This is a genomic window from Microcoleus sp. N9_A1, from assembly GCF_036701795.1.
Lineage (GTDB): Bacteria > Cyanobacteriota > Cyanobacteriia > Cyanobacteriales > Microcoleaceae > Microcoleus.
In genome coordinates this window covers 1-18,596 of record NZ_JAUBRI010000013.1, presented here as the reverse complement: position 1 = coordinate 18,596, position 18,596 = coordinate 1, and the positions used below count along the sequence as shown (strand labels likewise).

General features: G+C 44.5%; 15 protein-coding genes. 6 read left to right on the top strand and 9 right to left on the bottom strand.

Annotated elements, in window-relative coordinates:
- Positions 1-62 precede the first annotated feature (62 nt).
- Positions 63-797, bottom strand: coding sequence for a calcium-binding protein (locus tag QUA58_RS08520; protein ID WP_333257044.1), 735 nt, complete (start codon positions 795-797; stop codon positions 63-65).
- A gap of 283 nt (positions 798-1,080) precedes the next feature.
- Between QUA58_RS08520 and QUA58_RS08515 the strand changes: the two genes are divergently transcribed.
- Positions 1,081-2,436, top strand: a complete 1,356-nt coding sequence (locus QUA58_RS08515; protein WP_333393643.1) for an AAA-like domain-containing protein — start codon at positions 1,081-1,083, stop codon at positions 2,434-2,436.
- Between the two features lie 441 nt (positions 2,437-2,877).
- Here the strand turns inward: QUA58_RS08515 and QUA58_RS08510 are convergent, their stop codons facing one another.
- The gene (locus QUA58_RS08510) at positions 2,878-3,696 is read right to left on the bottom strand and encodes a calcium-binding protein (protein WP_333393641.1); all 819 of its coding nucleotides are present in this window, start codon (positions 3,694-3,696) and stop codon (positions 2,878-2,880) included.
- A 413-nt stretch (positions 3,697-4,109) separates the two neighbouring features.
- On the opposite strand from QUA58_RS08510, the gene QUA58_RS08505 reads away from it, so the two are divergent.
- Complete coding sequence (locus QUA58_RS08505) at positions 4,110-7,649, top strand: WD40 domain-containing protein (RefSeq protein ID WP_333393640.1); 3,540 nt, start codon at positions 4,110-4,112, stop codon at positions 7,647-7,649.
- 317 nt (positions 7,650-7,966) lie between these two features.
- Here the strand turns inward: QUA58_RS08505 and QUA58_RS08500 are convergent, their stop codons facing one another.
- The gene (locus QUA58_RS08500; protein WP_333257054.1) at positions 7,967-8,599 is read right to left on the bottom strand and encodes a 7-carboxy-7-deazaguanine synthase QueE; all 633 of its coding nucleotides are present in this window, start codon (positions 8,597-8,599) and stop codon (positions 7,967-7,969) included.
- Between the two features lie 192 nt (positions 8,600-8,791).
- Entirely contained in the window at positions 8,792-9,490 is a 699-nt protein-coding gene (locus tag QUA58_RS08495; protein ID WP_333382614.1) for a class I SAM-dependent methyltransferase, read from the bottom strand.
- An 832-nt stretch (positions 9,491-10,322) separates the two neighbouring features.
- Here QUA58_RS08495 and QUA58_RS08490 point away from each other — a divergent pair.
- Both QUA58_RS08490 and QUA58_RS08485 read left to right on the top strand, forming a co-directional pair.
- Complete coding sequence (locus QUA58_RS08490; protein WP_333393638.1) at positions 10,323-11,090, top strand: hypothetical protein; 768 nt, start codon at positions 10,323-10,325, stop codon at positions 11,088-11,090.
- Between the two features lie 366 nt (positions 11,091-11,456).
- Positions 11,457-11,903, top strand: a complete 447-nt coding sequence (locus QUA58_RS08485) for a hypothetical protein (RefSeq protein ID WP_333255781.1) — start codon at positions 11,457-11,459, stop codon at positions 11,901-11,903.
- A gap of 155 nt (positions 11,904-12,058) precedes the next feature.
- Here the strand turns inward: QUA58_RS08485 and QUA58_RS08480 are convergent, their stop codons facing one another.
- Complete coding sequence (locus QUA58_RS08480; RefSeq protein WP_333255780.1) at positions 12,059-12,613, bottom strand: cyclic nucleotide-binding domain-containing protein; 555 nt, start codon at positions 12,611-12,613, stop codon at positions 12,059-12,061.
- A gap of 329 nt (positions 12,614-12,942) precedes the next feature.
- Positions 12,943-13,926: a DUF1517 domain-containing protein gene (locus QUA58_RS08475; protein ID WP_333255778.1), complete on the bottom strand. Its 984-nt coding sequence runs from the start codon at positions 13,924-13,926 to the stop codon at positions 12,943-12,945.
- Between the two features lie 531 nt (positions 13,927-14,457).
- On the opposite strand from QUA58_RS08475, the gene hemB reads away from it, so the two are divergent.
- Positions 14,458-15,441, top strand: coding sequence for a porphobilinogen synthase (gene hemB, locus QUA58_RS08470; protein ID WP_333049296.1), 984 nt, complete (start codon positions 14,458-14,460; stop codon positions 15,439-15,441).
- A gap of 609 nt (positions 15,442-16,050) precedes the next feature.
- A complete protein-coding gene (locus tag QUA58_RS08465; protein ID WP_333255776.1) occupies positions 16,051-16,539 on the top strand; it encodes a GNAT family N-acetyltransferase in 489 nt (162 codons plus the stop codon).
- 272 nt (positions 16,540-16,811) lie between these two features.
- Here the strand turns inward: QUA58_RS08465 and QUA58_RS08460 are convergent, their stop codons facing one another.
- From QUA58_RS08460 to QUA58_RS08450, 3 genes are all read right to left on the bottom strand, one after another.
- Positions 16,812-17,747: a sensor histidine kinase gene (locus tag QUA58_RS08460; protein ID WP_333393636.1), complete on the bottom strand. Its 936-nt coding sequence runs from the start codon at positions 17,745-17,747 to the stop codon at positions 16,812-16,814.
- Between the two features lie 25 nt (positions 17,748-17,772).
- Positions 17,773-18,366 (bottom strand): L-threonylcarbamoyladenylate synthase, encoded by a 594-nt coding sequence (locus tag QUA58_RS08455; protein ID WP_333255772.1) that lies wholly within the window; start codon positions 18,364-18,366, stop codon positions 17,773-17,775.
- Between the two features lie 44 nt (positions 18,367-18,410).
- Positions 18,411-18,596: hypothetical protein (locus QUA58_RS08450; RefSeq protein ID WP_333393729.1), on the bottom strand; the 186-nt coding region annotated here is incomplete at its 5' end.

Here is an 18,596-nt window from a genome sequence, read left to right as displayed (position 1 = left end):
ACTCCTGTTTAAAAATGTAGGGCGGTACTCAGTTGCCCGCCCTTTGGCAGCGACAAGTAAAACTATTGAGGGATGGGAGGCGCGGACAAGAATACTTGATTCTGGTTAGTATTAATTAAATTTGTCTCTAACACAACACCAATTAAATTGTCCTTGTAGAAGATTCCAGTATCTTGAACATTGTTGTTGCTCCAATCGCCAGCCTTGAGCGAATAGCCGTCTGCTAAATTGCCTTTGATTTGAATTTTATCAGTACCTAACGTAAAATCGGTAATCGTAGCATAGCCAGTGCCGAGATAGTAAACATTGTTAACATTGCCGAGTACAAATGTGTCCGCACCCGCGCCGCCGGCGAGAGAATCCGATTCACTTCCGCCGCCGATACCGTTACCAGCACCCGAAAAATTAGCACCGTCAAGGTAATCGTTACCTTCGCCGCCGATCAGATAATCTTTGCCGCTTCCTCCGAATAGATAATCGTTGTGAAGGCCGCCAGACAGTGTATCTTTGCCACCACCTCCATACAGGAAATCCTCGCCAGCTTCGCCGTATAATTTATCATTACCCGCGCCGCCATCTAGCTGATCGCCCCCGAAGCCACCGTAGAGGATGTCATCTCCACCGCGACCTGACAAGATATCATCGCCTTTATAGCCGTAAATTGTATCATTTGAAATCTGAATTTGACCTTGACCGTTGATTGTCCAATCATCTCCAACTAGGGATTTGTGGAGTTGACCGTTGCCGTTGACAGTATTGTTGTCATCGTAGTCAGTGCCTTTGATAAGTGAGGACATTTTTGTTGCTCCTTGTGGTTTGCCAATTAGTGCAAGGGTGAGAAAGACTCAACTAACTTGCTTGATGTATTTAGTTTCTCCTCTAATAAAGCAAGCGACAATGGGAAGAAAATCAGGTGTTTAAATAACTCAAAAATGGCTGGCAGCAATGATTTACAGTAAAAACTCAGATTAAATCAGTTAAAATAGGGAAAAGTCAGGGTAACTTCCCGATGGAGGAACAACTCCTCTCTTGCCATAGTCTGCATACTTACGTGTATATTTAATTACCCGTGTCTAGCCCATGAAATCAGAATTAGAATTCTCTTGGAGCAAAACCAAAGAATCTGCCGATCGCATTTTTGCCCAAAACACCGGCAAATATCTCAGCGACCTCGAAACGAAAGTCCTGCAAGGTTCTTGGGAAGGAAAAAGTTACGATGAAATCGCCAAAACCTACGGCTACAGTGCTGAATACCTCAATAAAGATGTCGGTAACAAATTGTGGCACAAGCTTTCTGAAGCTTTGGGAGAAAGAATTACTAAGAAAAATTTCAAAGAAGCGCTGAGGAGAGCTTATGAAGCAGAACCCAGTCAATCTTTGTCTGCAAATCCGCCCTCGCCAACATTACCGACGGCGGCAAATTTGCAATTCCCCGAAGGTTCAGTAGCCTTAGATTCACCTTTTTATATAGAGCGTTCCAGCATCGACTCTCTCTGCGAGGAAACGGTTGTCAAACCCGGTTCTCTGATTCGGATTAAGGCCCCGGAGATGATGGGCAAAACTTCACTGATGAACCGGATTTTAGCTCGCGCTGTCCGGGAAAATTATCATGCAGTTTATTTGGATTTGAGCGCCGCTGACCGAGGAATTTTAAGAAATCTTGATAAATTTTTGCGCTGGATGTGCTTGATGGTAAGCCGGCAGTTAAAGTTAGAAAATAAGTTAAACGAGTATTGGGATACGGATATTTTGGGCAGCAACGATAACTGTACGGTATACTTTGAAGAGTATTTGCTGGCAGAAATAGCAACTCCTCTAGTGTTGGGATTGGATGAAGTCGATCGCATATTTCCCTACACAGAAGTAGTTGAAGATTTTCTGGGGATGCTGCGAAGCTGGCACGAAAAAGCCAAAATTTCTGATATCTGGAAAAATTTACGGTTGGTAATGGCGCATTCTACTGAGGTTTATATTCCTTTGGATATGAATCAATCTCCGTTTAATGCGGGAGTGCCCGTGGAACTGCAGGAGTTTGACAGCCAGCAAATCCACGATTTGGCTGGGGTTCACGGCTTGGATTGGGGTGATGGACAGTTTCAAGAGTTGATAAGTGCGATCGGCGGACATCCTTATTTAGTAAGATTGGCAATGTATGAGGTTAGTTGTGGCAAAATTTCCTTAACTCAGCTATTAGAAAATGCAGCATCAGAATCGGGAATTTACAGCAGTCATTTGCGGAAGCATTTAGAAATACTGCAACACAATCCAGAATTAGCTTTGGCTTTGAAAAAAGTTGTTAATTCTGCCGAAGCAGTTGAATTGGATTCGATGCAAATTTATAAGTTGCACAGCATGGGAATTGTGCGGCGGCAAAACAATTATGTCATGCCGCGCTGCAATTTGTACCGCGAGTATTTTTGCCGTGTTTTAGGTTGAAAAATAGAATTAGGATTCGGCGGTTGAAACCGCTTCTACACATACAAAGTCCGCCTTCGCGGACTAAAGAATAAAGTTAAAGTAGGGTGCGTCGCTGCGACAATTTTAGCTATTTACAACTATCTCATAGCGACGCACCCTACCGCGATACTGTAGGGCGGGTTCACTCTTGAGCCTCAAAGCTTGCAGACAGGTTAAATAAACCCGCCCGACCCCACGAAAAATTCCCATCTCAGTTTAACCTGACTAGGACACAGAGAACGCAGAGGGAGACAAGAGAGAGATGAATAATTCAGTTGAAGAGCGGATTTGGTATGAGTTTTTCATTTTTATGCAAGAGGACTTAAGCTATGAGGCGGGGGTTTAAATCCCCGCCGGACTTCGCGAAAAAATGTGGAAAGTTGACACCAATAGCTGGTAATGCAAAACCTACAGATAGAATTAGACGAATGACAGGGTTAAATCCGCAGCCATGTTATCTGCAACTACAGCAATCATGTCACCTTTATAAAATATTTTCGTGTCTTTGAGTGACTGATTCCCATAACCGTAGTTGCCCGATGTAAATTCGTAATCTTGCTTTTTACCCAGCATTAAGATTGCATCCCCATCAGATTTTTTAAAGTCCCGAATAATCGCATAAGCAGTCTCACCTAAGCCATCTAAGTAAGGAAGTTTAGGGTCTGGGCCACCGTTCATAACTAGCGAGAATGTATCTGCTCCAGAACCACCAATTAAGGTGTCGATTTCATAAGAATCATATTGTCCTGGCCCGTTGGTGTGGCCGATGAGAATATCATCGCCACTATTGCCTTCCAACCAGTCGGAACCGCGGCCGCCACAAAGCTGATCTTTACCGCTACCGCCAAACAAGAAGTCGTCACCGTCTAGACCTTTGAGTGTATCTGCACCGCCACCGCCAAAGATTGCATCGCGAACCTGATTGTCATCACTGCCGATTAGATAGTCAGCTCCTGCTGTTCCCGTTATGTTGTCATTGGGTAAGCCACCGATTTTATCGAAGCTGCCGAACAAGCTGTTAGCAAAGTTACGGTCAGAGGCGATTATTTTACGTGTTTCTACTATTAAGTTATCATCGATGTCTGGCCGAGGAACGTCGCTAAAGTCTTCAATCAAACCGGAATTATTAGGCTTGGGTTCGTCATCGGGATTGGTTCGAGGAACGTCGGTCAAGTCTTCAATCAAACCGAATCTAGGGGTAAAAATGTTAGCATCGGCGATCGTTCTAAGTTCAGTCATGGTAGTAATTCCTATTTGTGATGATTTTCTGAGTTGGCGGAAGCGATAAGTGTTTGTATTTGTTTGCTGCACCTTTTGCTTCCTGTTATCAGTTTGTTCCTAAAACTCTTGAACGGCAATGGTGATAAAATCAGGTATTGTAGGAACTGATAAATAGCTTCAGGTTGTGAATTTATAGGGGAAAATCAGGTGCAGCCTGACAAAGCATCATCAAAATCAGGACTCAGGCATCAGACTTTCATAACCGGGTTTTTACCTAATCTGTCGGCTATAACCAAGGATTTTCGTAAAAAACCCGGTTTCTAACCCCCGGTTCGTAAGTCCTAAAAATCAGCAAAAATCAGGTTTTTTGATAAATCTCTACATAGTCAGGTTTGCGATCGTACAATCAAATCTAGATATGGGTGCAGGTAATGATGAAAGAATCTCCACTTGGTTATGAATATCAGATTGGCGGTAGTCTCCCAGCAGATGCGTCTAGTTACGTGACGCGCCAAGCAGACTTGGATTTTTACGAATGTTTGAAGGCTGGTGAGTTTTGTTATGTTTTAAATTCGCGCCAAATGGGTAAGTCTAGTTTGCGGGTGCGGGCTATGCAAAGATTGCAAGCTGAAGGTACTGTTTGCGCTTTTATCGATTTAACTGGGATTGGTAAGGAGGATGTAACTGCGGAAAAGTGGTATGCTGGTATTGTTAATTCTTTGGTCAGTAGCTGTCAGCTAGGCAATAAAGTTAATTGGCGGAGTTGGTGGCGCGATCGCCGGGATTTGTTTTCACCTCTGCAGCGGTTTAGTTTGTTTATTGAAGAAGTTGTTTTAGTTGAAATAAAACAAGATATTGTTATTTTTGTTGACGAGATCGATCGCGTTTTGAGCATGAATTTTTCTACGGATGAGTTTTTTGCTCTAATTCGCTGGTTTTACAATCAAAGAGTTGACAATTTTTTATACCGGCGTTTGACTTTTGCGCTGCTGGGGGTGGCGACACCGGCGGATTTGATTGCTGATAAAACTCAAACTCCTTTTAATATTGGTAAGGCGATAAATTTGGGCGGTTTTAAAATTGATGAAGTGCAGCCTTTGATTGATGGTTGGCGGGGACAAGTTGGTGATGCTGAAAGTGCGATCGCCCAAATCCTAGATTGGACTGGGGGACAACCTTTTTTGACCCAAAAGCTGTGCAAGTTGGTGCTTGAGGAATCTGCATTGGGAAATTCGCGATCGGTTGAAGAGGTGGTGCAGTTGCGGATTGTGGAGAATTGGGAGTCTCAGGATGAGCCCGAACATTTGAAAACTATTCGCGATCGCATTTTGAGAAATCAGCAAAAAGCAGGGCAGTTATTGGGGCTTTACCAGCAAATCTTGCAGCGGGAAATAGGCACTGATGGGAGTCGCGAACAAACCGAGTTGCGCCTCTCAGGTTTGGTGGTTCTGCATCAAGGCAAATTAAAAATTTACAACCGAATTTATGCCGAGATTTTCAATCTTGAATGGGTGGATAAACAGTTGGGCAAGCTGCGCCCTTATGCGGAAAATTTTAATGCTTGGAATGCTGCCAATTTTGAGGATAATTCGCGACTGCTGCGGGGAAATGCCCTACAAGAAGCTTTGGATTGGGCAAAAAATCAAAGTTTAAGTCCTCTGGACTACCGCTTTTTAGCGGCGGCTCAAAATTGGGAAAAGCGAGAAGTTCAACAGGCTTTAGTCGTCAAAGAAGAAGAAGGTCAGATATTAGCAGAGGCGAATGAAATTTTAGTTTTGGCTCAACAAAAAGCAAAACTAAAATTAACTCAAGCCCAGCGGAGAGCTACCCGGATTGTGGCTATCGGTTCTCTAGTTTTGGCAGTTTCTATGATCACAGCAATCTCAATCCAATTACAAGTAAAAAAAGCCCAACAGCAACTGGCAGAACAACAAGTAATCTTGCAAACTTCATTTTCTAAAGCAGCTTTGGTTTCCGATCCTTTTGAAGCGCTGCTGAAAGCGTTACAAGCAGCACAACAGATCAAAGGATTAGAAAAATTAGCCAGCAATGAGACACAGATACAAGTAACGAGGGGGCTACAACAGGCAATTTATCATGTTAGAGAACGCGATCGCGCGATCGGTCATCGTGGCGCTATCAAAAGTGTAACTTTCAGTCCCGATGGCAAAATTTTTGCTTCTGCTAGCGAGGATGGTACGGTAAAACTCTGGAATGCTAGACCAGCTACATTAATATCAACCCTGACAGGACATACTGGTAGAGTTACGAGTGTGAGTTTTCATCCTAATGGCAAGATTTTGGCTTCTGGAAGTGAAGATGGTACTGTCAAGTTGTGGGATGTAACGCGCAGCACTTTAATTAAAACTATTAAGGCTCATCATAGCTGGGTGAGAAGTGTCAGTTTTAGTCCTGACGGTCAAATTTTCGCTTCCTGTAGTTCCGCTGGTTTTATCAATTTGTGGAAAACAGCAGACGCTACATTATTAAAAACTCTGAAAGCACATACCCAGATCGTTACCCATATTAGTTTTAGTCCCGATGGTAAAACTCTCGCTTCTGCAAGTTTTGATACAACCGTGAAGCTTTGGAATGTTGGCGATGGATCTCTCATAAATACTCTGGAAGATCATAAAAGTAACACCAGAAGTGTCAGTTTCAGTCCCGATGGTAAAACCTTAGCTTCTACCGATCAAGACGGCATAGTGAAACTGTGGAATGTAATAGATGGAACTTTACTGCAAAACCTTCCCACCCATCGCAGGGCTGTCTGGAGTGCAATTTTTAGTCCAGATGGCAATACTCTAGCCACTATCAGTTCCGATAGTACAGTCAAATTGTGGAATTTAGAGGATATAAACGACAATACAATTGAACCGCAACTTCTTAAAGGACATCGTGGCAGAATTTTGAGTATTGGTTTTAGTCCAGATGGCAAAACTCTGGTTTCTGGAAGTTTTGATAGTGCAATTAAGCTCTGGAATTTAGAGGTGAGGGAACCGCAAACCATTAAAGGAAATAGCACTAATGTTCAAGCTGTAAGTTTTAGTCCCGACGGTAAGATGTTAGCTTCCGGTAGCGACGATTTTAAAATAAAGTTATGGAATAAGAAAAATGGTACTTTACTCCAAACTCTCAACGGTCATCAAGGTCTGGTGCTAAGTGTTAGTTTTAGTCCCGATGGTAATATATTAGCTTCCGGCAGTGTTGACAAAACAATTAAGTTGTGGAATGTCCAAGATGGTAGACTACTAAAAACTCTCAACGGTCATAGCGCTTGGGTGAGAAGCGTTCGCTTTAGTCCAGATGGAAAGACCTTTGTTTCTGGTAGTTCTGATAGTACGGTAAAACTTTGGAATGTAGCAGATATGAGGTTACTGCAAACCTTTAAAGAACCTCGCAGTATTGTAACCGATTTAAGTTTTAGTCCAGATGGAAAAGCTCTAGCTGTGGCTTGTTCTGACGGTGATATACAGCTATTAAATTTAAAAACAACGACTTTAATGCAGAGTTTTCCCGCCCATAGCGGTTGGGTAGCTACCATTAGCTTTAGCCCAAATGGTAAAATTTTTGCTTCTGGTGGTTCGGACAGTATAGTCAAACTATGGAATGCAGAAAATGGCCGATTATTGTTCACCCTAGAAGGACATTTATCTGATATAACTAATATCAGTTTTAGTCCAGATGGCAAGACTTTAGCTTCCTCTAGCGATGACGGTACAGTGAGGATATGGAATGTAGAAAATGGTCTGGAAATATCAATTTTAGAAGGACACCTTGGCCGCGTTACCAGCGTGATGTTTAGCCCAGATGGCAAAACACTGGCTTCTAGTGGGCTTGACAATACTATCAAGTTGTGGAACTTAGAATTTGATTTAGATCATTTTATCAGGCAAGGTTGCTTGTGGTTGGAAGATTACTTTGCTTCCCATCCTGAAGAGGCGAGAAAATTTAGCAAAATATGTAAATAAATAATTTATGGCTGAGCATTTATATCGCCAATCATCCTGACGAAAGGGCGATCGCCCAAATCTGCAATCCTTAAAAAAATTGAATAATATCGTGTCCGATATACCCGATCTAAGACGTTGATGTCACCAATGGCGGGGATGGGGCGAGTTGATGGGATTATTTGTGGGTTTCATAGCAATTCCGGTTGCACTCCTCATGATGTTAACTGTCAACTGTCAACAGTCAACTGTTAACAGTTAATTTACTATTTCGATGAAGAGAGAATTTGATATCATAGATAGTTGGTGAATCCGCCTCCTACAGGATTTTAGGATGTTTATTGCACACCAATAAACTTGTGAGTTTGCAAAGACAACCTATAACTCGGATGCTGTTTGAGCAACTCCAAAATAATCGGAATCGCCCGATCGCGCGATTCCCATTCCGGCTGCAAAAACACAGGCACATTCATATCCTCAACAAAATATTTTTTGTAAAAATCAACTTCTTCGCCCGTGCTAACCACCAACTTGATTTCATTGGCTTTCTTCCATAAATGCTCTTGTACCGGATATTTAGGATTGACGTGTTCTTTAGGAGAAAGAGTAATCCAAGCCAGCGGCGAAACATCTTGCCAATAAGCGCCAGAAGTTTCGATACTTACCTGTTTGTCAGCTTGTAACAATGCTGCAACTAACTCCGGTAAATTCTGGTGAATGAAAGGTTCGCCGCCAGTAATGACAACTCTCGGAGACTGCAATTGAGCTAGCAATTGTGCGATCGACTGCGGCACCGACGGCAAACCTTTGCCACCTTTGGAGTAGCCAGTATCGCACCAAGGACACCCCACGGGACAACCTGCCAATCTAATAAAATCAACTAAAGTACCTGTCCAATAACCTTCGCCTTGAACAGTGCACTGAAAAGTTTCGTGAATCGGTAATTTTATTTGTAAATTTGATGCCAGCATTTGTCACTTTAAATTAATAATATTTGTTGAGGATTTTGATTAATTGTAATTGATCGTCGGTAATTAATATAGTTCTAGATACAGGGGTAGGCAGAAACCGGGTTTTTCACGAAAATACTGTATCGCAGCTTTGAATACAGATAAAAACCCGGTTTCTTTGGTTTTAATGAAGTTCCCAGCAGCTAAAACTCTTTAATTGTGATGTTCCGGCTGCATCATAGTTGCCCAGCGGCGTTTCAGGGCTAAAGTTAGTCCGTCAGCAATGGGGACAACACTCAGAGTAACTCTCGGATCGTTACGCAATTTGTCGTTGAAATTACGAAGGGCGAGGGTACTTGTGTCTTGTACTTGAGGATCGGCAACTCGTCCCGACCACAGAACGTTGTCAATTACTATTAAACCGCCATTGCGTACAAGTTGGAGCGATCGCTCAAAATAAGCCTCATAATTTTCTTTATCTGCGTCTATAAATGCAAAATCAAAGGTTCCGGCTTGTCCCTCGGCTATTAGTTTGTCGAGAGTATTGATTGCCGGCCCCAATTGCAAGGAAATTTTGTTTGCGACACCCGCCGCTTCCCAATAGCGTCGCGCTATAGAAGTATATTCCTCGCTGATGTCGCAGGCAATAATTTGACCGTTAGGAGGCAGGGCTAAGGCTACGCACAGGGAGCTATAACCAGTAAAAACGCCAACTTCTAAGGTTTTTGTCGCTCCCATAAGCTGCACCAGCATCTCCATAAACTGACCTTGTTCGGGAGCTATTTGCATCATACCCATCGGATGCTTAGCAGTTTCTTCTCGCAGTGCAGCGAGAATATCTGGCTCCCGCAGGGAAATAGATAATAGATAATCGTAAAGTTTATTTTCTAGACCAATAGTTGAGTTCGCCATCGGTTTGTCCTTCCTGCTGACTTTTGATTTGAGATTGTATGCGTGCAGTTATTGGAAATCGGATACGGTAGAGTTAATTTTAGCTATTTTGCTGTGGCTGCAGCTTGCGGTATGACCCTCTCGGTGACAAGCTGGTAATTTATTTGCTTTCACGGGCGATCGACCTTTCAATCAGTTTATCTCAGCCACAGGCGATCGAGCTGCTCTGCAACAGAAAAGTGGAGAGAGGAGCGTTTTGACATTGCTGCGTTCTTCCCCAAGTGTAACCCTGGGAGTTATACCAGTTCAAAAAAGAATGCCACTGTAGATAAGCTGTAAACCCAGACACAATCAGTCATTACTAATTTCAAATCTTAAATTTTAAATGGTATGACTTGGGGGAAATCTGACTTTATCCGATCGCTAATCGCTAATGAATAATTATGTATAACTTAGGAAATTTTCACAGACAAACCGTTTTATTTAACTATTATTGCTCGGCGAAATACCGTGTATTTTTTTTTAAAACAAACCAGGTGTCGGGAAACTCTTGTGTCCGGGAAGATTACTAATCACTAATAAACTGGGTTGAACAATAGGACGCTTTCTCAACTGTCACAGCTTATTCTTCCACACCTCAAAAACCTACCCACAATCAAAATAACATTCCACGATTGAGATATAGCAAGTATTTCGCTGAAAAAGCCTGGTTGGTTGCAACCCTTCCCTCGCACTGTTACTCATAACTAATTAACCTGGATTAATAGGACGATTACTTAACTGTCACAGTTTCTGGCTCCATATCAAAACAACCTACTCACAATCAAAATAACATTTCACAAAGGCTCTCGCTATGTACAGTTTTGCAGGTTTCGGTGCCGGTACTGGCATATTTTTATTGTTGATTTTTGCCATTCTGCAATGGCTGCACGTCCCCGCCGGCAGTTTTATTGATTGGGTAATTGCTATTGCTATTTTTGAATGGCTGTTGCTGATAGTTACTGTTCCTTGGAATGTCCATTTTGAAGCTAAAGAAGTTTTAGCGCAAGCGGCTGAATCTACTAAAAAAAATATTGCTGTCGATCATGAACAAGTCAAATACGTTAATGTATTAGTTCGCCGATCGCTCTTTGTGGCGATCGCCCTGCATCTCGGAAGCGCGATCGTACTTTACGCCCTAGCCGCCACTGGAATTAGTGCTGTGGGCTATCTCAGTTCCGGTGCTGCACTGCTGTTAACTGTAATGCGTCCAGCTATCCGAGGTTATCAATATTTAGCCCAGCGGCTGAGAACTATCCGCAGCCAATTTTTGTACCCCCGCGAAGATATTGTCGAACTCCGCAGCCGCTTTGCAAGCTTAGAATCTACAGTTAAAGATTTATCCAATCAATTCAGTTTAAATAATCCGAATTCGTGGGTGGCTGTCCAAGAGCGGGAGCAACAGGCCACCAAAATAGAATTAACTAATTTATCCGCATCTCTACAATCTTTGCAAGCGAAAAATCAGGCAGAACACACTAAACTGGCAAGAGATGCAGAAAGTGCGATCGCCCAGCTTACCGACGACGGACAATTTCTCAACCACGTCCGCGAAATCATCCGCTTCTATAAAGAAGCATAAAGTCAGACGATTTTAGATTAAAGAATTGAATAATTGGGAATGACTGATGACTATCTGGCTTGAGAACTGGCCTACCGTAAAACTCCGCCTCTAAACTGCTATCATTAGTCATTAGTCCAATTCCCAATCCTCAACCTGCAATTGCCAATTCCCTATCTTTAGATAGATGCCAAATATTCGCAGATAGTAAAATTTTACCTAAAAACATACTTGTATCAGTCTTCAGGAAGACTCAATCAAGGTATTTTCCCTAACAGCAATTTTTCGCAAACTATAACCAAAGATAGTTTGTTAATGAGTTAGCTTAAGCTTAATATTAAAGGATAAGCGAAAGACCTTTTTGAAAAAATAACTCAGGAAACAATCATGACTAATCGCCAACCAACACCGCCCGAGAGTGAAATTAGCAAATCAACACCAACCGACGAACAAATAGAAGCTAAGATGGAAGCCCCCCACTACGACAGGGGCATTACTCCTGCTGAGACAGCAGCGCGGCAAGAGCGCGAAGGCTCTAACTTCATGCACGCAACCACCGAAGCAAAGCAGAAAGGCGCCAAAACAGACGACCAAACTGATGACGAAAGCATTCATACCACAGATGGTTATACAGTAGACCAAGAAGGTCTGGTTAACAATTACGCGGTCGAACCGGAAATGTACATCAACGAACCGGGCGATTTGAGAGCAAAAGAAGAAGCCGAAGCCGCAGAACGCGCTCGAATTCTCGCAGAAATCAAAGATAAAAAAGGCGAGGAAGGAAAACTGACAATGGATTCAGACACCCGTAGCAAAGGGCCGGGAATTATCTAGATTGTGTGGTTGGTAGTTGCGTTTCAGCGCGCGAAATTGCAACTGCAAAGCAAAGGGGCGGGTTTTTATAGTTCCGGCAGTTATCGATCGATATTTCCGGTACAACCCGCCCCTATTTTGTTTTCACACCTAGCTCAAAAACGCCTTAAAATTCCTCAAGCTTTAACATTTTCCCTCAGCCAATTAAACTTAGCCTGAGCTAGCGCCAAATTTTCCAGGACGTTAGGATTGATATCCTCCCGTTCAAATTCGGGTTTATCTAATTCTATATTGCGCCCGTATTCTATATGTCTGATCGTACCGCGCATCCTGTCTGCCAGACACAGTGAAATTCCATAATAAAACCGGGAAGCAAAGCCCATATCGTTTTGAAGTTTGATTACTAACTGCCGCCTAGGAATTGCCAGCAAGTGAGTTTCTTCTATCGCCTTCACGGTTGCCAAAGGAGGGCGAGCGTCAATAAAAGAGACTTCTCCCACCAGTTCTCCGCTGGCTATTTTAGCAAGTTCTTTAGTCCCCTCAGCCTCGATCAAAACGCTCAAACTCCCATCCAAAATAATGTAGAGCGCATCTATCTGTCTCCCTTCATGGATCAAAATCCCGCCCGGATCTAGAACTTCCTTTTTGCCTTTTTGGACGATCCAGTTGATATCGTCATTATTTAACTGGCTCAAAATAAAAAGTGCTTTTTTTCTGCTGCTGTCGGCCATAAGTTTTCGCTCTCGATCGCTTCTTCTTTATATAAAATTTAGATGGCGCGCGATCGCAACTTCTTCCGAAGCAGTCCTCGCTCAATACAGTTTTTTTATCCTGCCCAACTTCTTCGCAAAACCCCTATGGGGCAGGCTTGACCCATAGCAGACGAATCACGCTGAATCATAATCTCTCAATACTAGCATTTGTTAAAGAATCTTTTTTAACTCCATCGACCTCCCCAACATCCCGCGAAATGCCCGTCTCAAAAACAATTGGGTTCACCCGCCCAGCTTTGCTGCGGCATGAGGCGCGGCAGACAATGCTCCGCGCCCAGTCTTGCTCACTAAATCGATCGTAAATCAGGATAGCCGGCCAACATATCGTCAGCAGTCAGAGTGTCCCCGTTCGCTTGAGGAGTCCACAGCACCTCAACCGCCAGCAACTGCTCGCTCGATACTCCCCCAATCTGACGCAAAGCTTGGCGCAAATCTTCAGAGTTTTTCACGGCTGGCAATTGCAATTTGCCTTGAGTACCCACAATCACCGTCACCACAATAAATTCCCCAGGATCTGAATTCAAATCAGAAGCAACCAGCGCCCCATTTTCCTGCAAACCTGGCAGGATATTGTTGCTCCCTGCTTGGCGGAGCTGATTGTTATAATTCGAGAGCGTTTCTTCAGTAAATTTACTGCGTTCTGCCAAAGAAAGTTGATTAAACTTAGCTTCGGCTGCTTCCAAGCGAGTTTGCACAGATTCAGCGCCCGCGTAAACCCAGTATTCAGGATGCCGCAGCAGCGCCAGAGTAGATTCTTGCAGCACTTGAGCGCGACCCGCGGCTGTGTCGGTATCCGCTTTTAGCGCTAGGGAGTCGAGCTCGGCTTGCAAACCGCGGGCCTCTGCTAGCAAACCAACTTGCAAGCGGGCCACAGATACAGTGGTAGTGGGGGCGCTGTTGCCGAGTTCGTCAGTTCCTCCCCCGGCGCGGCGGAAGCTTTGGACGAGGAAATTAGCAATCGAGATAAAAATCAAAATCGAGAACAGGCCGCCAAACCCGCCCCCAAAGCCAAAAAACGGCAGCAAGAACGGGAAACCGAAGCCACCTCCAAAGCCACCACCTGGGTAGTAGCCTCCTCCCGACGGCGCGTAAGTGCGACTAGGAGACGAGTAACTGCGCGCCGGAGCTCTAAAAGATCCGCCGCCGATACGTCCTCCACTGCGGGCGGCCAGAGCTCCATCAGCGTTACCGAGGGCTAGCGTCAGTACCAGACCGATCGCAAATAGTGATTTCAAAAGCGGTTTGATCTTTGAAATTAGTTGCTTGTACATAAGACCGTTACTATTCGATACATTTATAATTTACAGTCTATCCTCGCTTCTGGGCAGCCTGGTTATAGGTATGAAGCCAGCGAGATATCCGTACCAACCGATCCAACCACAGTTAGGCCTGAGTCTGCAAACGAGAAAAGCTAGAAAGGACTTGCATTCCTTACTACTTAATTCTTGCACCATTTTCAAGAGCCGGCTTTCCGGCCTGTTCCACAAAGACTGAATTTCTTTTGGGGAGTACGGGTTGGGAGCTTCTAGCCCACCCATAAAATGGTTATTGAGAATGGTGCAACATCTCAGTTACTAAGTAGTCGTGCAAAATTAATTACACAATATTTCGCGTGAAAGCCTTACCTAGCAATAAGTCTTTATGTAATTAATTTTGTGTAGTTACTTACAAACAATCGACATCCTGGCTTTTACAGAACTTTACTTAAGTACAGGGCGATCGGCCAACAATAAGCTTTAGACTTTTAAAGAAACGCCGCGAGTCCTCAAAAACAGGGCTTTATCTACCGTAAAAAAAACATTATGTTTCCAACTCACCGCCCCCGCCGCCTCCGCAACCATCCCCAACTCCGCCGGATGGTACGCGAAAATATCTTGACAACCAGCGATTTAATTTACCCCCTATTTGCCGTACCGGGGGAAGCTTTTGCTAAAGAAGTCACATCCATGCCCGGAGTTTACCAGCTATCGGTAGACAAAATAGTAGAAGAAGCAAAAGAAGTCTACGACCTCGGCATTCCCGCGATTATTTTATTCGGCATTCCCGCAGATAAAGACACAGATGCTACAGGTGCTTGGCACGACTGCGGCATCGTCCAACAAGCGACGGAAGCAGTTAAAAAAGCCGTACCAGATTTAATCGTCATGGTCGATACTTGTCTGTGCGAATATACCAGTCACGGTCACTGCGGCTATTTGGAAGTCGGAGATTTAAGCGGCCGCGTCTTGAACGATCCCACACTAGAATTGCTGAAGAAAACCGCCGTTGCTCAAGCTAAAGCCGGTGCAGATATTATCGCCCCTTCGGGAATGATGGACGGTTTTGTCGGAGCAATTCGCGAAGGATTGGACTCCGCTGGATTTGAAGATATTCCCATCATGTCTTACGCGGCAAAATACGCCTCAGCTTATTATGGCCCGTTCCGGGATGCGGCAGATTCTGCTCCGCAATTTGGCGATCGACGCACCTATCAAATGGACCCCGGCAACGGCCGCGAAGCTCTCAAAGAAATAGCTCTCGACATTGCCGAAGGCGCAGATATGCTCATGGTTAAACCCGCTTTAGCTTATATGGACATCATCTGGCGGGTTAAGGAAGCAACTAACCTGCCAGTTGCTGCTTACAACGTTTCTGGGGAATATGCGATGGTGAAAGCCGCCGCCCTCAACGGTTGGATAGATGAAGAAAGAGTAGTGATGGAAACTTTGACAGGATTCAAGCGTGCTGGTTGTGATTTGATTTTGACTTATCACGCCAAAGACGCCGCGCGCTGGCTGCAAAACTGATTCACTTGATTAGAGATTAGAGATTAGAGATTTGACTCCACAGCACAATCTTCGGGTGTTTTCGTGGAGTCAATACCTCTCTCGATAGATGATTTTTGAGCGATTACGCACCATACAAGCCTCGCTTACCGATGGACGACCCTCTAAACCGGGTTTTTACCGTTTCGGTGGGCTGCAATATCAAATCCGTTGGCATCGGAATTATTCATCTCGATCTTCTCTGACTCTGTGTTCTCTGCGCCCTCTGCGGTTAAATCATTCCGATACAACCGCAATTGATCTAACGAAGTAGACGTAAGAAAAAACCCGGTTTCTCTGTAGACAAACTCCACACCCCTAAAAAATCAGTCATTCCCATCTAAAATCTCAAATCTAAAATCTCAAATGGTATGAGTTATCAGTTGGGAATTTTGACTCAAAGACTTTTTTACAAAATTTACCCCAAAAAGTATTAATAATCACCGAAATTAGTGAGAAAATATGTATGAATAAAAATAGTTTTGTAAATCGGGAATTCAACCATTGCTCGTTCCCAAGCAAAATCAATTTTCACCCCTGTAAAACAGTAAAAGTAACACAGTTTAGATACCACTTGAAGGCAGATTGAGCATGACATCAACGACTAGGGATTCCAGTCAGATTCAATTTTGTATAGGTCGCGATCGCGCAGACATCGTACAGATCCAAGAACTATTTAAAGCCGCCGCCTTTTGGGCGAGGGAACGCAAGATAGAAGATTGGGAAATTGCGATCGCCAACAGCGAACCAGTTGTTACAGTTTGGGACGGCTCACGGGCGATCGGCTTTGCCAGAGCCACCTCAGACGGCATCTATCGAGCCACCATCTGGGATGTCGCCATTCACCCAGATTACCAAGGTGCAGGACTCGGCCGCAAATTAGTCCAAACCGTCTTGAGTCACCCTCGAATGTGCCGAGTAGAGCGAGTTTACCTGATGACAACTTACAAACAAAGCTTCTACGAGCGCATCGGTTTTCAGCAAAACGCTAGCACGACAATGGTACTTGAAAATCAGCTCTTAGAAGAGAATGTCGAATTAGAAATTAGCAAGGGCGAATTGCTAACTGCTAATTGTTAAACAAGCACAAAACTTGCACCAAAATCAATATGTAGGGTGCTCTTCGGCGCACCTTACTACCTATCAATTACCCACAACCAGGACACGGCAGTGCCGTTTCCCTACAATTAATCGATCGATAGTTACATCTCTTGCGAGCATGATGGCAAGAGAGTCCTCGCCCGTTCTATGATTATTTTGGGGTAGGGAAACGGCATTGCCGTGTCCTCGGTTACTCGTGCAACCGGCATTGATATTAATCCGTTAAAAAGTCCGTGGCCGAACTTCCTTCATCACAAAGTTGCCAAAGGAATAGAACACTGAGTCCGGTTAAAATTGCACTCTTCAGACTCAGAAGGCACAGCCAGAACCTCCAACTTTCCGCTCATCAAACTTAAAAGAGTCTGATTCATCAATAACCTCATTCCAGAAGACACCTGAGAATTATCGCTGCTCTTAGTAGCATCACACTCCAAATCGTGCTTCAGCAAATCCCAAGACTCGCTCCAAGCACTCACTGAACGCTGATCGTCCACCCAAATGTGAACGTATCCAGATTCCGGCGAAGCATGGGCAGACACAGAAATACTCCCCTCCTCCATCTGAGCCACAGCAGTATCTACCAAATTGACTAAAACTTGCCTAAACCTCGGCAAATCTGCCAAGACATAAATCTCCGGATCAGGCGGCAATATCTCCAAACGAATGCCGCGATTAGCAGCTTGCAAGTAAGTTAAATCATCAACCTCGTCAAAAACCTTAGCTAACTGAATCGGCTCAATATCCATCCTGTCAGTGCCGTGTTCAGTTTTAGCAACAGAGATAATTTCATCTATCAATTTCACCAGCTTGAGTGCCGCGACGTGAGCTTGCTCGACAAACTCTCGTTCCTCAGCAGGATCGTCGCACAAATCCGAGAGAATTAATTGCAGCGTACCAATCATAGTGCTCAGGGGCGATCGCAACTCGTGAGAAGTTCGAGCCAAAAAACCCGCCTTAAATTGGCTCATCTCCGATGCCATCTGATAAGCCAATTGAGTTTGCTTAAGTTGCTCAGAAAGGGCATCAAACTTCTCTAACTGAATTTCTTGAGGAGATGGGGCTACTTTGGGCGCCGGTTCGGGCTGTTGCGAGCTTTTTTGCCGCAGGCGCCAAATCAAACTGCTTCCCAAACCCAGCCCCAGTCCCATACCTAAATATATAAAGTTGCTCCAGCCGATCGGCGCCATATTGCTTTGCCTTGGAGTTTAGCTTTTAGCATTCTAACTCGATCGCGCCTTGTCGCAATATTTCCCACTCGCTGCCCGTCCATTTAGCCACAGTCGAAGGCAAACTCGAAGCTGTTGTCGCTGTTGCTAATTCCGAAGGAACTAATGTCAAGACTTCAGGAAACTGAGCCTCAATTTCTGCCACCGACTCCAGAGGCGCTTGGCCGGATAGATTAGCACTGGTAGTAGCCAAAGGGCCTGTCTGCTCTAGAATCTTGAGGGCAAGGGGAAAATTAGGCACTCGTACTCCGATTGTAGTGCGATCAATGGGATTGAGAGCCGCCGGGACTTTTGGCGAAGCCGGCAGCACCAAAGTTAGCGCCCCCGGCCAATAGGATTCGGCTACTTGCTGCCACAAGTTTAACTCTGCTGGACTTCCCTGCACGTAGGGCCATAAAGCCTGGGCGGATGCTGCCATCAAAATCAGCGGTTTGTCTTGACTGCGACGTTTAGCTGCAAAAATCAACTCCGAGCGATCGGGACGCGCAGCCAAAGCGGGTACAGTATCTGTAGGAAAACTGACGATATGATTGCCAGAAATTGCCCCTTGAACTAGGGCATCGATCGAAACTTGTGTCATAGCTGGTAAAACTATAGTCATTTATTGCAACGACATGGGAGGCGTTAGCCCTCCCCTTTCACTTTTACTTTGAGCGGATTAACCCGCCTCGGCTGAACTACGCAGCTCCCTATCCCATCGCACAAGGCATTTGGGATTGCTTTTCTGAGAATGATTAAAGTCAGTGAAGGAGTCGCCTCCTCCACTGCTCTCCAAAACGGAACGTGATAGTTTCCCATCATTCCGCTCCT

Excerpts from the sequence above, each read along its gene's own strand:
- QUA58_RS08475 (WP_333255778.1), bottom strand. The coding sequence starts at position 13,926 with ATGTACAAGCAACTAATTTCAAAGATCAAACCGCTTTTGAAATCACTA.
- QUA58_RS08485 (WP_333255781.1), top strand. The coding sequence starts at position 11,457 with ATGACTAATCGCCAACCAACACCGCCCGAGAGTGAAATTAGCAAATCA.
- QUA58_RS08490 (WP_333393638.1), top strand. The coding sequence starts at position 10,323 with ATGTACAGTTTTGCAGGTTTCGGTGCCGGTACTGGCATATTTTTATTG.
- QUA58_RS08480 (WP_333255780.1), bottom strand. The coding sequence starts at position 12,613 with ATGGCCGACAGCAGCAGAAAAAAAGCACTTTTTATTTTGAGCCAGTTA.
- QUA58_RS08500 (WP_333257054.1), bottom strand. The coding sequence starts at position 8,599 with ATGCTGGCATCAAATTTACAAATAAAATTACCGATTCACGAAACTTTT.
- QUA58_RS08455 (WP_333255772.1), bottom strand. The coding sequence starts at position 18,366 with ATGACACAAGTTTCGATCGATGCCCTAGTTCAAGGGGCAATTTCTGGC.
- QUA58_RS08495 (WP_333382614.1), bottom strand. The coding sequence starts at position 9,490 with ATGGCGAACTCAACTATTGGTCTAGAAAATAAACTTTACGATTATCTA.
- QUA58_RS08510 (WP_333393641.1), bottom strand. The coding sequence starts at position 3,696 with ATGACTGAACTTAGAACGATCGCCGATGCTAACATTTTTACCCCTAGA.
- hemB (WP_333049296.1), top strand. The coding sequence starts at position 14,458 with ATGTTTCCAACTCACCGCCCCCGCCGCCTCCGCAACCATCCCCAACTC.
- QUA58_RS08515 (WP_333393643.1), top strand. The coding sequence starts at position 1,081 with ATGAAATCAGAATTAGAATTCTCTTGGAGCAAAACCAAAGAATCTGCC.
- QUA58_RS08465 (WP_333255776.1), top strand. The coding sequence starts at position 16,051 with ATGACATCAACGACTAGGGATTCCAGTCAGATTCAATTTTGTATAGGT.
- QUA58_RS08505 (WP_333393640.1), top strand. The coding sequence starts at position 4,110 with ATGATGAAAGAATCTCCACTTGGTTATGAATATCAGATTGGCGGTAGT.
- QUA58_RS08460 (WP_333393636.1), bottom strand. The coding sequence starts at position 17,747 with ATGGCGCCGATCGGCTGGAGCAACTTTATATATTTAGGTATGGGACTG.
- QUA58_RS08520 (WP_333257044.1), bottom strand. The coding sequence starts at position 797 with ATGTCCTCACTTATCAAAGGCACTGACTACGATGACAACAATACTGTC.